This is a genomic window from Flavobacterium sp. TN-1 (assembly GCF_052828645.1).
Window position 1 is genome coordinate 2179683 of record NZ_CM128253.1, and the last position, 14896, is coordinate 2194578.

14 protein-coding genes are annotated in these 14896 nt (G+C 28.5%); 6 read left to right on the top strand and 8 right to left on the bottom strand.

The genetic code is table 11. The features are described 5' to 3' along the window. Positions 1-319 precede the first annotated feature (319 nt). The 3 genes from ACUXZJ_RS09590 to ACUXZJ_RS09600 form a co-directional block, all read right to left on the bottom strand. Complete coding sequence (locus ACUXZJ_RS09590) at positions 320-1351, bottom strand: M28 family peptidase (protein WP_060381914.1); 1032 nt, start codon at positions 1349-1351, stop codon at positions 320-322. A gap of 257 nt (positions 1352-1608) precedes the next feature. Next, positions 1609-2646 (bottom strand): RluA family pseudouridine synthase, encoded by a 1038-nt coding sequence (locus ACUXZJ_RS09595; protein WP_060381915.1) that lies wholly within the window; start codon positions 2644-2646, stop codon positions 1609-1611. A gap of 2 nt (positions 2647-2648) precedes the next feature. Beyond that, positions 2649-3260 carry a PASTA domain-containing protein gene (locus tag ACUXZJ_RS09600; protein WP_060381916.1) on the bottom strand — a complete coding sequence of 204 codons (612 nt, stop codon included), beginning with the start codon at positions 3258-3260 and terminating at the stop codon, positions 2649-2651. Between the two features lie 196 nt (positions 3261-3456). Between ACUXZJ_RS09600 and ACUXZJ_RS09605 the strand changes: the two genes are divergently transcribed. Together ACUXZJ_RS09605 and coaD are read left to right on the top strand one after the other, a co-directional pair. After that, positions 3457-4443 carry a D-alanine--D-alanine ligase gene (locus tag ACUXZJ_RS09605; RefSeq protein WP_060381917.1) on the top strand — a complete coding sequence of 329 codons (987 nt, stop codon included), beginning with the start codon at positions 3457-3459 and terminating at the stop codon, positions 4441-4443. Beyond that, a complete protein-coding gene (gene coaD / locus ACUXZJ_RS09610; RefSeq protein WP_060381918.1) occupies positions 4443-4907 on the top strand; it encodes a pantetheine-phosphate adenylyltransferase in 465 nt (154 codons plus the stop codon). The genes ACUXZJ_RS09605 and coaD overlap by 1 nt, the downstream gene beginning before the upstream one ends. Before the next feature lie 227 nt (positions 4908-5134). Here the strand turns inward: coaD and ACUXZJ_RS09615 are convergent, their stop codons facing one another. Further along, complete coding sequence (locus tag ACUXZJ_RS09615) at positions 5135-6166, bottom strand: AMP-binding protein (protein WP_063744034.1); 1032 nt, start codon at positions 6164-6166, stop codon at positions 5135-5137. Further along, positions 6166-7095 (bottom strand): CPBP family intramembrane glutamic endopeptidase, encoded by a 930-nt coding sequence (locus ACUXZJ_RS09620; RefSeq protein ID WP_063744031.1) that lies wholly within the window; start codon positions 7093-7095, stop codon positions 6166-6168. Before ACUXZJ_RS09620 ends, ACUXZJ_RS09615 begins: the two co-directional genes overlap by 1 nt. A 65-nt stretch (positions 7096-7160) precedes the next feature. Between ACUXZJ_RS09620 and arsC the strand changes: the two genes are divergently transcribed. Together arsC and ACUXZJ_RS09630 are read left to right on the top strand one after the other, a co-directional pair. Next, positions 7161-7502, top strand: coding sequence for an arsenate reductase (glutaredoxin) (gene arsC, locus ACUXZJ_RS09625; RefSeq protein WP_060381921.1), 342 nt, complete (start codon positions 7161-7163; stop codon positions 7500-7502). Between the two features lie 65 nt (positions 7503-7567). Continuing rightward, the gene (locus ACUXZJ_RS09630; RefSeq protein WP_089047526.1) at positions 7568-10045 is read left to right on the top strand and encodes a TonB-dependent receptor domain-containing protein; all 2478 of its coding nucleotides are present in this window, start codon (positions 7568-7570) and stop codon (positions 10043-10045) included. A gap of 53 nt (positions 10046-10098) precedes the next feature. On the opposite strand, the gene ACUXZJ_RS09635 is transcribed toward ACUXZJ_RS09630, so the two are convergent. Together ACUXZJ_RS09635 and corA are read right to left on the bottom strand one after the other, a co-directional pair. After that, entirely contained in the window at positions 10099-10266 is a 168-nt protein-coding gene (locus tag ACUXZJ_RS09635; RefSeq protein WP_014165448.1) for a hypothetical protein, read from the bottom strand. 122 nt (positions 10267-10388) lie between these two features. Beyond that, positions 10389-11459, bottom strand: coding sequence for a magnesium/cobalt transporter CorA (gene corA / locus ACUXZJ_RS09640; RefSeq protein WP_060381923.1), 1071 nt, complete (start codon positions 11457-11459; stop codon positions 10389-10391). Positions 11460-11827: 368 nt separating this feature from the next. Here corA and hutI point away from each other — a divergent pair, with 368 nt between their 5' ends. Continuing rightward, positions 11828-13063: an imidazolonepropionase gene (gene hutI, locus ACUXZJ_RS09645; protein WP_063744027.1), complete on the top strand. Its 1236-nt coding sequence runs from the start codon at positions 11828-11830 to the stop codon at positions 13061-13063. A gap of 85 nt (positions 13064-13148) precedes the next feature. Here hutI and ACUXZJ_RS09650 read toward each other — a convergent pair whose 3' ends face one another. Then, positions 13149-13532 carry a nucleoside triphosphate pyrophosphohydrolase family protein gene (locus ACUXZJ_RS09650; RefSeq protein WP_060381925.1) on the bottom strand — a complete coding sequence of 128 codons (384 nt, stop codon included), beginning with the start codon at positions 13530-13532 and terminating at the stop codon, positions 13149-13151. Between the two features lie 337 nt (positions 13533-13869). Between ACUXZJ_RS09650 and ACUXZJ_RS09655 the strand changes: the two genes are divergently transcribed. After that, positions 13870-14877, top strand: coding sequence for a GyrI-like domain-containing protein (locus ACUXZJ_RS09655; RefSeq protein WP_063744025.1), 1008 nt, complete (start codon positions 13870-13872; stop codon positions 14875-14877). Positions 14878-14896 lie beyond the last annotated feature (19 nt).

Sequence of the window (14896 nt, forward strand, 5' to 3'; positions counted from 1 at the left end):
AATGAATATTCTATTATAATAAAACCAGATTGTACATTATACCATTTAAACTTTGAAATTTCCTTGTAATACTATTTTTTTAACCTTGAGACTGTCCAAAAAGTTCACAACCTTGTCATTTCAACCAAAGGGAGAAATCACATAATGTTGATTTAGACACTATCCTACAAAAGCAATAAAAATTAATGTTGGTTCTCGATGTGCTTCGCTCTCGAACTAACGATGATTTCAATTATATACTCAACCGTTTGTTCGAGTTATTTTAAAATGAAAAAAAATATATAGAGAATTTCACTTTAAATAAAAGGGCGTTTTGTTTTTAAAGTTTATCTACTACAGGTTTTTCATTTCTGTTAGCTAAATTCCATATAATGGCAAAGGCAAGTTTTGCACGTTTTGCTAACGCATCATATTCAATTTTATCAGGATCATCCGTTGGTTTGTGATAGTCTTCGTGGGTGCCATTGAATAAAAAAACAGATGGAATGTTGTGTTTTGCAAAGTTATAATGATCTGAGCGATAGTAGAAACGATTTGGGTCATTCTTGTCATTATATTTGTAATCTAATTTTAGATTTACAAAATCAGAATTGGCATTTTCAACAATTGTATATAAATCAGATGATAAATAATCGGATCCTATTATATAAAGATAATTGTTAGAATCTTTATGTAAATCATCTCTACGACCTATCATATCAATATTAACATTGGCAATTGTGTTTTTTAGAGGGAAAAGAGGATTTTCGGAATAAAAACGAGATCCGTGTAATCCATGCTCTTCACCTGTTACATGCAAAAATAATATAGAACGTTTAGGACCATGTCCTTCATTTTTTGCTTTTTGAAAAGCTTCTGCAATTTCTAGCAAAGATACGGTACCAGAGCCATCATCATCTGCTCCGTTATAGATTTCACCGTTTTTCATTCCTACGTGATCATAATGAGCAGAAACAATTATTATTTCTTTAGGTTTTTCGGTTCCTTTTATAAACGTCCAAATATTTTCAGAATCACCCAAACGGGGGCTAAATGCTTTTTGAAAATAAGAAGAGGGGATAGGTTGGTAGTAAGATGTAGTTTCATCTGGAAAGCTAATATTGTTTTTTATATATTCTGAAATGATATATTTTCCTGCTTTTTTTTGTCCTTCTTCTCCCGTATTTCTTCCTTGCATTTCGTCAGAAGCAATTATATAGAGGTGGTCTTTAAGTTCTTTTTCTGTTATGGTATTTAGATAGGTTGTAACTAAATTTTTATTGTTATGGTCTGATTTTGTCACTTTTTTTTGACTAAAGCAGTTTAGTGATAGGGAGGAAAGAAGTCCTAATAAGATCGTCTTTTTATTCATGATTTAACATTTGATAGACGAATATAGGTAAATGTTGGCTTACAAGCAAGAATTATATCTTTTAAATAGTGCAAGTAAAATCGTTGAGAAAATAGAATAGGTGTCCAGAAAGTAATCAAATTTGTTTTATGAATCTCTAGTTTTCTTGTTTTGATTGAAAAGAATCTAAGAATTAAGTACGATGTTTCTTTTCTTCTTAGAGTGCTCAATTAACTATTTATTTTTTACTTTTTGGACACTTTATATATTGGGTATGGTTATTCTAAATGATTAGATTTTCCATAAAGTCTCCATTTTTCTATACATAAAACCATATCTTCTGGTAATTCAGTATTAAAACGCATGTATTCTTTTGTAACAGGGTGTTCAAATCCTAGTGTTTTTGCATGAAGAGCTTGGCGAGGTAAAATTTTAAAACAATTTTCTACAAATTGTTTGTATTTAGAGAAAGTAGTTCCTTTTAGAATGAGATGACCACCATAACGTTCATCATTGAATAAGGTATGTCCTATATGTTTCATGTGAACACGTATTTGGTGTGTACGTCCTGTTTCTAATTTACAGGATACAACAGTAACGTAGCTTAACCGTTCTATGATTTTATAGTGTGTTACAGCGTGTTTCCCTATAGATGAATCAGTATATACGGCCATTTGCATACGATCAGTGGAGTGACGGGCTATATTGCCTTTTATGGTTCCATAATCTTCTTCTACATTTCCCCATACAATGGCTATATATTCTCTTTCTGTAGTTTTTTCTTCAAACTGTTTGGCTAAATGAGCCATAGCTTGTTCGGTTTTTGCAACAACTAAAAGTCCAGAAGTATCCTTGTCAATTCTATGTACTAGCCCTGGTCGGTTACTTGAATTCATAGGTAGGTTTTCAAAATGAAAAGCCAATGCGTTAGCTAAAGTGCCGGTATAGTTTCCGTGACCAGGATGAACAACTAATCCTACAGGTTTGTTAATGACTATAAGAGCATCATCTTCATATATAATGTCTAAAGGAATGTTCTCAGGAATAATCTTATTCTCAAAAGGAGGATGTGATAGTACAACCTTTATTTCATCAAATGGTTTTATTTTATAACTGGATTTTACAGCTATGCCATTTGCTAATATAAATCCTTTTTCAGCGGCTTGTTGTATTTTGTTACGTGTAGTATTTTCTATGCTGGTCATTAAGTATTTGTCTACACGCATTGAGCTTTGCCCTTTTGGAATATCAAATTTATAGTGTTCATATAAATCGTTTTCCCATTCCTCTTCCTTTTCTATAAATGTAATAGCCATTTTTATTCTGTAACAGTAGAGTCTATAGATTCATTTTCAGGATCAGTATTTTCTTCTTCAAAACCTATTTTACCATCTCCTAATATAAGATTAACACGTGTCATTTTTAAAACTTGTTGCCCAGGTCTTATAGGTTTACCATTAATATTCATTTCTAATACCATGTCTTTAGCAAGGTTAGGGACATAGGTTGTGTCTCCTACAGATAATCCTAATGCGTTAAGAGTAGGAACGGCTTGACGATATGTTTTTTGTATTAGATCTGGAAGTCTTACTTTAGCATATTCTTCTGCATTAATTTTTACATAGATTACACGGTTTTGTTTTACTTTACTTCCAGGTTTAGGGTCTTGTTGAACAATAGAAAGTTTTGGAAATGCAGGATTATAATCTGTAGTGTCTAATAATTCATAATCTAAATCTAGTTCATCTAGTTTTTCTTCCGCTTGTTCTAATGTTAATTTGTTTAGGTTAGGAACTGTAATTTCTTCTCCATGATTAGTAGTAAAATGAATCCATTGCATGAAAATAAATAAAGAAGCAGATACTATTAAAAATGCGAAAAATAGTTGCTTAAAAAAAGTAAAACTAAGTATAAAACGTTTCCAGTTCATATAAAAATGCTAATTTTCAAAGGGTTAATTTTTTTATGCTGTTTTTTTTAGAAAAAAAGCAATATATGCAAAGATATAAAAATAGTAAAACGAATTCATTTGAAAAAAAATGATATTTTTGTTTGAAGAGATTTTAGATAAAAAATAAGTTTTTAAATCTTTCTTAAACGATTTTATAAAAAATAAATATACAAATATGAAAGTTGCTGTGGTAATGGGAGGCTATTCAGGCGAAAGTGTAATTTCGTTGCGTAGTGGTCAGTTGATATTAAATAATTTAGATCAGAGTAAATACCAAACTTTTGAAGTGCATATTCTTAAAGAAGGGTGGTATGTTTTGATAAATGATCAAAAGTATACTTTGGATAAATCAGATTTTTCATTTACATTGAATCAAGAAAAAATAACATTTGATGTAATCGTAAACACAATTCATGGTACTCCAGGTGAAGACGGTCATCTTCAAGCTTATTGGGAGTTGCTAGAAATTCCTTATACAGGATGTAACTTTTACCAATCAGCGTTAACATTTAATAAACGAGATACACTTTCTGTATTAGCTAAATTTAATATTTCTAAAGCTAAATCTATTTATCTAACAAAAGGAATGAAAATAGATAAACAAGTAATTATAGATGAGTTAGGATTACCTTTTTTTGTTAAACCAAATCAATCAGGAAGTAGTTTAGGTGTTTCAAAAGTAACAGATTTAAGTCAGTTTGATAAAGCATTAGAATTTGCATTTGCTGAAGATAGTGATATATTAATAGAATCCTTTTTGGAAGGAACAGAAGTTTCGGTAGGAGTATTTCATTATAAAGGAGAAACAAAAGTTTTAGGAATAACAGAAATTGTTTCGCAAACAGATTTTTTTGATTACGAAGCGAAATATCTTGGTAAATCAGAAGAAATTACACCTGCAAGATTAACTGATGAGGTACGTATAAGAGTAGAACAAACGGCAAAAAAAGTATATGAGGCTTTAGGAATGAGTGGTTTTTCTAGAACGGACTTTATTATTATGAACGAGGTGCCTCATTTTATAGAAATGAATACAAATCCAGGTTTGTCACCACAAAGTATTTTTCCACAACAAGCTCAGTACGCAAAGTTAGATTTTGGAGAAATGTTAGATAACGAAATTCAATTAGCATTTCAAAGAAAATTAATTTGGAGAAAATAATGAGAAAAGCGATTTTTCCTGGGTCTTTTGACCCAATAACTTTAGGACATATTGATATTATAGAAAGAAGTCTTCCCTTGTTTGATGAAATTGTAATAGCTATAGGGGTTAACGCTGATAAAAAGTATATGTTTTCATTACAAGAACGCATTCATTTTATAGAAGAAACATTTAAGTATGAAGACAAAATTACAGTTGTATCTTATGAAGGACTAACAATTGATTTATGCAAACGTTTAGAAGCCGATTTTATTCTAAGAGGACTTCGAAATCCAGCTGATTTTGAATTTGAAAAAGCTATTGCACATACTAACAGATTATTATCAAAAATAGACACCGTATTTCTTTTAACCGCACCTGATACTTCATTTATTTCTTCCAGTATAGTACGTGATGTGATACGTAATGGAGGTGATTATACAGGTCTAGTGCCAGAAGCAGTAAGAATCAATAAGTCAAAATAAAATGTTGAAATCTAGGAAAATGAAATTTTTTCATTTTCCTAGATTTCAGTTTCTTTATGTACTCTGAAGAATAGTAATTTTAAGATTAGAGTACGCTATGGGAATTTTTTTGGGGTATGTTTCAGACTGTTAGTTTAGTGGGACTGTATGAAAATGTTTCATATCAATACTCAAAATAATAAGCTTATGAGTTTTAATATATTATTTTTGGTAGCCTTTTTTATAATTCACATATATTTTAATACAGTTTCTTTTCTTTTTATTTTTCCTGTTTCCGTTTCTTCAAATTTAGTTATAAAAACCACTTGCTTAGGTGTTTCATAATGAGTTAATTCACTAAAAATAGAGGGGTTTGTATCTTTTTTTAATCCTTCTATTACGAGTATGATTTTTTCTCCTAATCGTTCATCAGGTAAACCATATATAAAAAAACGTTGTGTGATTTTTTCTATTAATTTAGCTTCTATTTGTTCAGGAAATAATTTTATACCCCCACTATTGATAACATGATCTACTCTTCCTTTCCATATAAATTCTGTTTCGGAAACTAATTCTATTAAATCGTTAGTCACTATCATTTCATCATTTATATTAGGTGCATCTATTATTAAACATCCTCTTTGATCTTGACTAATTGTTATCCCTGATAATAATTTAAAACTTTCTGTTCCTATTTTTTTTAATGCAATATGTGTAATAGTTTCGGTCATACTATAAGATTCATAAGCATTAACCTTATTTTTAATTAGTTTTTGAGCTAAATTGGGATTTACTTTTGCTCCTCCTATTAATACAATTTTAATATTTGATAATTTTTCTAATGATTGTTGAACTTGTAAAGGAACCATAGCTACAAAATCATATTTAAGATAAGAATCCTTTAAAGGAGATGAACTTGGCTCTACAATGGTTAAATCCCATCCTAGCACCATTGCTCTAACTAACATCATTTTACCTGCAATATATTTAACGGGTAAACAGCATAATGCTTTTGATCCTGCATTTAAATCAAAAAAGGCACCTGTGCTTTTAGCGGAATAAATCATCGCTCTTTTTTTTAGTGCTATTTGTTTAGCCGTTCCTGTTGTTCCTGATGTTTGCACTTTTAGATCAGAATCATTATTTAACCATTCTAAAAAGAATGTTCCTATAATTTTTTCGTATTCTTTTCCTACGTTGCTTTTTTCTTTTGCCCAAAAAGACAAAGTTTTTGCATCATAAGATATTCCATTTAATTTAAATTCCGAATGAATTATCATTATTTATTTTGTATTAAAATCGTACCTTTTAATTTTTCTTCCCAATTTTTCCAATGATATTTATTAGAGAAAATCATTAATAAAATAGGAAAAATTATAACTATTGGTAAAAAAAGTTCGAAACTTAATTTTGGATTAGAAACATCCTTTAGAACTGATGCCGTTTGTAACACAGTCCATTTGGAAGTTACCAACAAAGCGGTAATTAAATTATTTGCGGCATGAAATCCTAATGAAAGTTCCATTCCTTCATCCATCAAAGTTATAATGCCTAAAAATAGGCCTGTACCTATATAATAGAGTACTAGGATATTACCTAATTTAGCGACTTCAGGATTACTGATGTGTAATACTCCAAACAAAACAGAAGTAAAAAATAAGGGTATTAATTTATTTTTAAATACTAATGCAAAACCTTGCATTAAATAACCTCTAAACATTAATTCTTCTATGGAAGTTTGTATAGGAATCATGAATAAAGCTATAAAAAACAAGATTAAAAAAGGTTTTAATTCAAAATTTAATTGGTAATCAGCAGGTGATATAAAATAAGAAACTAATAATATTAAAACCTGAAGAACAGCCCAAACGGTAAACGAAAAAAGAATACGATTCCAGTCTATAGATGCTCTACTTGTAATAATTTTAACAAGAGGTTGTTTGTGCAACGTTTTAACGACAAAAATAAAACCCAAAAAAGCAAAAACAAAACTTAATAACATTAGAAAAAGTTGAAAATTACTATCTAAAACTTGTAAAAGAGCTGTCTCATCTTTTCCATAAATAGTATCTCTTTTTTCTTCTAATTTAGAAAAAACAGCAATCATAAAGGGTATTTGCCCTATTAAAGTAAAAATAAAAATAATAAAGGTTCCTAAAAGGTATTTCCAAAATTTATTTCCATTAAAAAAAGCTTGTTCTAAAAACATATATTTATTTTTAAAGTATAAGAGCAATTTAATCTATTTTTGTTACAAAAAAAATATTTTAATTTATGATTACAATTTACCATAATACCCGTTGTTCTAAATCAAGAGACGGAGTTTGTTTTTTAGAAAATCAAAATCAAAATTTTGAAGTTGTTAACTATTTAGAAAACACACCTACTGCAGAAGATTTGAAAGATTTATTAAAAAAATTAAATATACCTGCTATTGATTTAGTTCGGAAAAAGGAAACTATCTGGATTGAGAATTTTAAATCGAAAGAATTAAACGAGGAGGAAATTATTCAGGCAATGGTAGAGTTTCCCAAACTTATAGAAAGACCCATTGTAGTTAAAGGGGATAAGGCTGTCATTGCAAGACCTACTGAACGGATCAATGAAATTTTATAAATTAATATTTTATTAATTTTTTAATTCAAGCATATCCGTTAATTTTACCCATTAATTCCCTCTAAATGAAAAAAATACTATTTCTCTTTTTTATTCTTTTTACAATTGTTTTTAATGCACAAGAAAAACAATTTATTAAGAAAATCACAATTACAGGTAGGCTTGTTGATAAGACAACTCAGCAACCACTTGAATATGCCACCATAACTGTTATTAATCCGAGTAACAATAAACCTGTTAATGGTACAGTTACCGATTTAAAAGGAGAATTTACTCTTCAAAATACATCGGGTAATTTTATATTAAAATATGAATATTTATCATTTAAGACTTTATTAACCACTCCTAAATTATACAACGAAAATTTAGATATTGGAATTATTTCCTTAGAGCCTGATGCTAAAATATTAAGTGAAGTAGTGGTAAGATCTGAACGAACAACGGTAGATCTAAAACTTGATAAAAAAGTTTTTACTGTAGGTAAAGATATATTAGTTAGAGGAGGAACTGTAAGTGATGTTCTTGATAATATTCCTTCTATTTCTATCAGTAGTGAAGGAACTGTAGCCCTAAGAGGGAATGAAAATGTTAGAATCTTGATAGATGGTAAACCAACTAATGCAGTTAGTGTAACTGATGCTCTAAAAATGATTCCTGCCGATGCAATAGATAAAGTAGAAACGGTTACAACACCTTCTGCTCGTTATGATGCTGAAGGAGGAGGAGGAATCATTAATATAATTCTTAAACAAGGTAAAAACCAAGGAATTAATGGAAGTATTATAGTGGCAGTAGGAACACCAAAAAACAATAGTCTTTCTACTAACGTAAATTACAAAAATGAAATGATAAATTTTTTTTCAACCGTAGGTTATAATGATCGTGCTAATCCAGGAAGAACAAAAATTGATCAAGAAACTTTTAATAAAAAAACGGGGCTTTTAGATTCTTATTTAGAAGAAAGAAGAGAAAGCGAAAAGTATGCTAAGGGAATCAACTTAAATTTTGGTCTTGAAATTGCTATCAGTAAGAATACATCTTGGACCAATGCTTTTAATTATAGAAATAACAAAGGGGGAAATAATGAAGCCGTTTTATACTATAACTTTGATGCTAATAAAATTTATAACAATACATCTAAACGTGATAATCAATTAGTATCTACAGGTGATAATGTAGAATATACCACTAATTTTACTAAAAATTTTAAAAAAGAAGGACATAAAATTACTTTTGATGGTGCTTTTTCAAAAAACACGGATAAAGATGATTCTGATATTTTACAAATAATCCTAAATAACAATCAATTTGTTAGAAACGAACGTAGTAAAAAACACGATACACAACTACGAAATTTATTACAATTAGACTATGTACTACCTTTAAAAAAAGATTCCCAATTTGAAGCAGGCTATCGTGGTAATTTTGTAAAGTTATTAGCTGATTTTTCTGTACAAAATTTTAATACAAATACAGGTATTTTTGAAAATATTATAGGTTTTTCTAATACAATGAACTATGTAGAAAATGTAAATGCGTTTTACACACAATTTGGGTCTAAAATGAATAAAATATCCTATCTTTTAGGAGTGCGTCTGGAAAATTCACATATAGAAATCAATCAATTGACCTCGCAAATTTTTAAATCAAAAAATTACAATAATTTTTTTCCAAGCGTTTTCTTAACTTATGAATTAGGGAAAAATACAAGTATATCCACCAATTATAGCAAACGTATTACTAGACCGAGAGATCGTTTTATTAATCCTTTTGCTTCTTATACAAGTAATATTAACTTATTTCAAGGGAATCCTGATATTAATCCTGCTTATAGTGACGCTTTTGATATTGGTTTTTTAAAGAAGTGGAATCAATTGACATTAAATACCTCTGTTTATTTAAATCATACAAAAGATGCTTTTCAGGTTATTCGTAAAGAAAGAGGTGATTTTATTGATGGTACTCCTGTAATCATTAATACACCATTTAATCTTTCAATAGACGATAAATATGGCCTAGAAATTACAGCTAATTATACCTTAAAAAAATGGTGGAAATTAAATGCTAATGCTAACTTTTTCTATAATATTACAAAAGGAGATTATCAATATACCAATACCAAAAATGAATTAATTGTTCAAGATTTTAATTTTAAATCTTCTACTTGGACAGCACGTTTAAATTCAAGAATTAATTTACCTTATAAAATTGATTTTCAATCTAATTTTACTTACAACGCATCACAAAAAATGGCACAGGGAATTCAAAAAGGAATTGCAGTACTTAATTTAGGATTTAGTAAAGACATCCTAAAGGATAAAGCTACTTTAGCCTTTAATATCAATGATGTTTTTAATTCACGTAAGATGATACGTGATTTAAATTTACCAAGTGTAAATTCTTATTCTGAAATGCAAAATCGTATGCGTGTAGCTACTTTATCTTTTACTTATCGTTTTAACAAATCAAAAACCGAAAAAGAAAAAGATTCTAAGCAGAGACTAAATCATGATGGTAATGATAATGATTATATGGGGGGGTAGTATAATTAAAAAAGCCCCATTTGTGGGGCTTTTTGTTTAAAACAATAATAAAATTACTGTTTTAAGCTTTCTCTATTAGCTCTCTTTTCTTTGTATTCATTCCATAAATAACCTCCTACCCAATAGAATACGAAATTAATTAAGAAAATCATTAACCAAAATCCCATAGTTAAAATGGTTAAGAAAAGTAAGAAACCTAAATACTGTTGAAATTCAAACATTTTCCGGATTTTTTTGTATACTCTACAAAAGTAAAAATACTATTTATTATAGCCAATAATTATGACTCTTTTTTTATTTACTAAAGTTTTCTTTTTTAAAACAATTAAATGTTATTTTTATCCTAGAACCATTTTCTCCATTTAAAATAAATTGCCATAGCTATTAATAATATCACCATAGAAACTAATACCATAAAATAACCATATTTCCAGTGTAATTCAGGCATATTGTCAAAATTCATTCCATAAACACCTACTATAAAAGTCAAAGGCATAAAAAATACGGAAACTATAGTTAAAGTTTTCATTACCTCATTCATCTTGTGGCTTTGTGAAGCAAAATAAAAATTTGAAGCACTCTCTAAAGTTGTTAAATCATATTCTATTTGCTCTAATAACTCTAAACATTTTTGATGTAATCGTTCAAAAAAACTATAATTTTCCTTTTTTATTACATTAAATACATTGTCGTCTTTTGTTGTTCTTATAGAGTATAATGAATCTCGTAAAGGAATTATTGAACGTTTTAAAAAATTAAAATTGTCTCGATGTTTTTCTATTTGCTCTAATATTTCGGGTTTAGAATTTGTTTTAGAAATATTAATTAACGCCTCTACTTTATCTTCTTCTGCCTCTATTGTTATAAAAAAATTTTCTATGATAGCATCTAATAATAAATACAATAAATAATCAACTTCTTTATCACGTACTATACCTGAATGTGTTCGGATGCGCTCTCTTATATGTGCAAAAAAATCACTCTTCTTTTCTTGAAAAGAAGTTAAAATTCCTTCTTTTAATAAAAACGATATTTGCTCTACCTTTATATTATCAGAATGCTCAATGGGTAAAATAGACTTGATGCTAAAAAAGAGGACATTATGATACTCATCTATTTTTGTGCGTTTTGTTGTATTAAGAATATCTCCTAAAATAAATTTATCAACATTTAAAAAAGCACCTATTTTTTGAATTTTTTCTAAATCTGTTAATCCATGAATATTAATCCAATTTTGTTTTTTTAGATCTACATCTACAATCATTTCTTCAAAAAATCCATCAGCACTTTCTACTAGAGTATGTGTGTCATAAACAAATAACTGCATGGTGGTGGGTATACTTTTATAACTTCCTGTATACTCTAAAAAAGTAGGAATTATTTTTTTTCCTTTTTTATATTTTATTTTTCGCAAGATTCATTTCTTTTTAGTACAACACAAAAATATATTTTAAAAGACAAAAAACTGTTAAAAAAATAAGCAGTTTTAGTGCGTTTAATGATGTCTTCTTAAAAAACGTAGTTTCTTTTTTTTGATAATAATTTTTTAACACACTTTTATATGAAGAATCTATAATACTGTTATCTTTTTTATTTCTTGAAAATCATTTATCTTATTTTTATAAAGGCTATTAAAATCAGTCTTTTATATCTATTTTTAGAGTAAAAAGAACAGTTTAATAAGATTATTATTCTAAAAAAAACATCTGATTTCTTTTTAAAAAACATTTTTTTGTTGAATACTATAAAACAAAGTACTTTAGCAAGACTATTTTTATAAAGATGAAAAAATTAATTATAAACATACAAGAATTATTACAAATAAGAGAACAATCTATTCTGAAAGTTTCAGGAAAAGATATGGCTGAACTTCCAAAAATCAACAATGCGTATTTATTAATTGAGGATAATCTTATTTCTGATTTTGGACCTATGGAAAACTGTCCGGAAAAAGTAGATGCTCATATTATAGATGCTAAAGGAAAAGTAGTTTTACCTACTTGGTGTGATAGTCATACACATCTTGTGTATGCGGGCAACAGAGTACAAGAATTTGTAGACCGAATCAAGGGCCTATCATACGAAGAAATTGCTCAAAAAGGAGGTGGGATTTTAAACTCTGCAAAAAAATTAAATGAAACCTCTGAAGAAGAAATTTTTGAACAATCAAAAATTAGATTAGAAGAAGTTATCCAACAAGGCACAGGAGCTATTGAAATAAAGTCTGGTTATGGGTTAACAGTTGAAGGAGAACTTAAAATGTTACGGGTTATTAAAAAATTAGCAAAGCAATATCCTATTAAAATCAAATCTACTTTTTTAGGAGCTCATGCCTTTCCTGCTTCCTACAAAGAAAATCATAGTGCTTATATAGATCTAATTATAAATGAAATGCTGCCTATAATTGCTAAAGAAAACTTAGCTGATTATATAGATGCTTTTTTAGAAACAGGTTATTTTTCTGTTGAAGAAACAGAACGTATTATGAAAGCAGGTCAGGAATATGGCTTACGAGCTAAAATTCACGTTAATCAATTTACTGCCATTAACGGAATTGAGGCCTGTGTAAAACACCAAGCTCTTAGTGTTGATCATTTAGAAATTGTAACGGATCATGATATTGAAGTATTAAAGAATTCAAATACCATGCCTGTAGCATTACCTAGTTGTTCATACTTTATTAGTATACCATATACACCTGCCAGAAAAATGATAGAAGCAGGTCTTCCGTTAGCTCTTGCTACTGATTTTAATCCTGGTACTACTCCGTCAGGAAACATGAATTTTGTAGTAGCTACTGCTTGCATTAAAATGAAAATGACTCCTGAAGAAGCCATTAATGCAGCCACGTTAAATGGAGCGTATGCTATGGGCATCAGTGATACACATGGTAGTATCACGAAAGGAAAAGTTGCTAATTTAATTATTACGAAAGAAATTCCAACCTATTATCAGTTGCCATACGCTTTTGGAAGCCATCTTATTGATCAAGTAATTATAGAGGGTAAAATTATGTAATTTCTTATTTTTATATCAAAAAAAGTCTGTCCTTAAAACCTGAATTAAAGATTATCATTCGTTTTTTATGAACAGACTTTTGTTTTTAAAATAAAATTTTTTCAATATTGGGTTTAAAATAATGAGGTCCTTTTAAAACTTTTCCATCTTCTCGATAGATAGGTTTTCCATCTATACCAAGTTTGCTCATGTTACTTTTTTGGATTTCTTCAAAAACTTCTTCTATTTTATATTGTAATCCATGCTCTAAAATGGTACCACATAATATATAAAGCATATCTCCTAAAGCATCTGCAACTTCTACTAAATCATTGTTTTTAACTGCTTCTAAATATTCTTCATTTTCTTCTTTCATCAAATTAAAACGAAGTTGGTTTAAATCATTGCCTAAATCTGCCACTGGGACTTCTTTTACCCCTAAACCAAAAGATTGATGAAATACGCGTACTGATTCGAGTTGTTTTTCCATTTTTATTTGATTATAAATTTTATATGATAATTAAGATGTTTAAAATAAAAATATACCAATACTAATACTTAATTTTGCAATAAAAAACTATGTTTAGTCAAGGTCAAATTATATTTGCAATTTCTTTTTTTATTTGCTTTGTTATATTAATGATTTTTTCTTACAGAAAAGATATAAAATTACATAAATTACATTACAAAGGTAGTTTTTGGATACTGATCTCTTTTTTAATTTTCATCGGAATTTTATTTCTGATAAAAACAACACTCAAAAATCAATAAGAAATTTGCGTTTTTAACATTTTTTTATAGCTTTACATGAGTTTACACTTAAAAACATGAAGGTAGCTAAATACTTATTCTTATTAATGCTATTACTTACAGGGACTATAGCTGTATTTGTAGCCACAAAAGATGGAAAATATAAGATACAACATGAAAAGTTAATAGGGGTTTCTAAAGAAATCGCTTTTAAATATGTGAGTGATCGTGCCAATTGGGATTCTATTAACCCTTGGAAGGATGGAAAAATTAAAGTAATTCAACTCCAAAAAGTTTCTAATGAATCTATCTCTCATCAAATTGTTTTGAATGAAGCAGTAAATAAATTGATGCTAAAGTTTAAAGATACTTTACAAAATAAGACCAAAGCTATTTGGTCTACCGAAGGAGAATTAACATTTAAAGATAAATTTCTTAGTATTATAGGTAAAGGTGTACAAAACGATTTTGAAGATCGTTTTGAATCGGCTTTAAATTTTGTAAATACAACATTAACAAGAGAGATTAATAGTTTTCAGATAAAACTAGATGGATTTGTAAAAAGAGATACTCTTTATTATATACAACGACCTATAGTTTCTAAAAAAGAACAAATTCCATTGATGATTAAACGTTTTGTTCCTAAATTACAAAAAATACTAACCAGTACAAATACCCCCATAAACGGAGCTCCCTTTCTTATTTACCATGCTAAAGATAGTATACAAAACCAATTTAAGTACTCTATTGCCATACCTATAAAGAAAAAAATATATACGAGTGGAGATAGTGATATACTAAGTGGTCAGATTAATCCTTCAAGTACTGTAAAAGCAACTGTAAAAGGAAATTATATTCATTTAGCAAAAGCTATACCTCAATTATATGCTTTTATGCAAAAAAATAAATTAGAACAAAGTGATAAGTATAGAGAAATAGAAGTTTTAGTTAAAAATAGTACAGCATACCAATCCGCTTCTTCTTGGGTAACTGAAATTTACATTCCTGTCAGACCTATAAAAATAGCTACCAAAGTGAGTGTTGTAAAAAAAGACACAACAAAAACTCAAATTGATAGCCCTTAGAATCCGCAAAAAAGATAGT

Bases quoted from the DNA above. Each gene is read 5' to 3' on its own strand.
- ACUXZJ_RS09655 (WP_063744025.1), top strand. From the start codon at position 13,870: ATGAAGGTAGCTAAATACTTATTCTTATTAATGCTATTACTTACAGGG.
- ACUXZJ_RS09620 (WP_063744031.1), bottom strand. From the start codon at position 7,095: ATGTTTTTAGAACAAGCTTTTTTTAATGGAAATAAATTTTGGAAATAC.
- ACUXZJ_RS09590 (WP_060381914.1), bottom strand. From the start codon at position 1,351: ATGAATAAAAAGACGATCTTATTAGGACTTCTTTCCTCCCTATCACTA.
- ACUXZJ_RS09605 (WP_060381917.1), top strand. From the start codon at position 3,457: ATGAAAGTTGCTGTGGTAATGGGAGGCTATTCAGGCGAAAGTGTAATT.
- ACUXZJ_RS09630 (WP_089047526.1), top strand. From the start codon at position 7,568: ATGAAAAAAATACTATTTCTCTTTTTTATTCTTTTTACAATTGTTTTT.
- ACUXZJ_RS09595 (WP_060381915.1), bottom strand. From the start codon at position 2,646: ATGGCTATTACATTTATAGAAAAGGAAGAGGAATGGGAAAACGATTTA.
- ACUXZJ_RS09635 (WP_014165448.1), bottom strand. From the start codon at position 10,266: ATGTTTGAATTTCAACAGTATTTAGGTTTCTTACTTTTCTTAACCATT.
- ACUXZJ_RS09650 (WP_060381925.1), bottom strand. From the start codon at position 13,532: ATGGAAAAACAACTCGAATCAGTACGCGTATTTCATCAATCTTTTGGT.
- ACUXZJ_RS09600 (WP_060381916.1), bottom strand. From the start codon at position 3,260: ATGAACTGGAAACGTTTTATACTTAGTTTTACTTTTTTTAAGCAACTA.
- arsC (WP_060381921.1), top strand. From the start codon at position 7,161: ATGATTACAATTTACCATAATACCCGTTGTTCTAAATCAAGAGACGGA.
- hutI (WP_063744027.1), top strand. From the start codon at position 11,828: ATGAAAAAATTAATTATAAACATACAAGAATTATTACAAATAAGAGAA.
- coaD (WP_060381918.1), top strand. From the start codon at position 4,443: ATGAGAAAAGCGATTTTTCCTGGGTCTTTTGACCCAATAACTTTAGGA.
- ACUXZJ_RS09615 (WP_063744034.1), bottom strand. From the start codon at position 6,166: ATGATAATTCATTCGGAATTTAAATTAAATGGAATATCTTATGATGCA.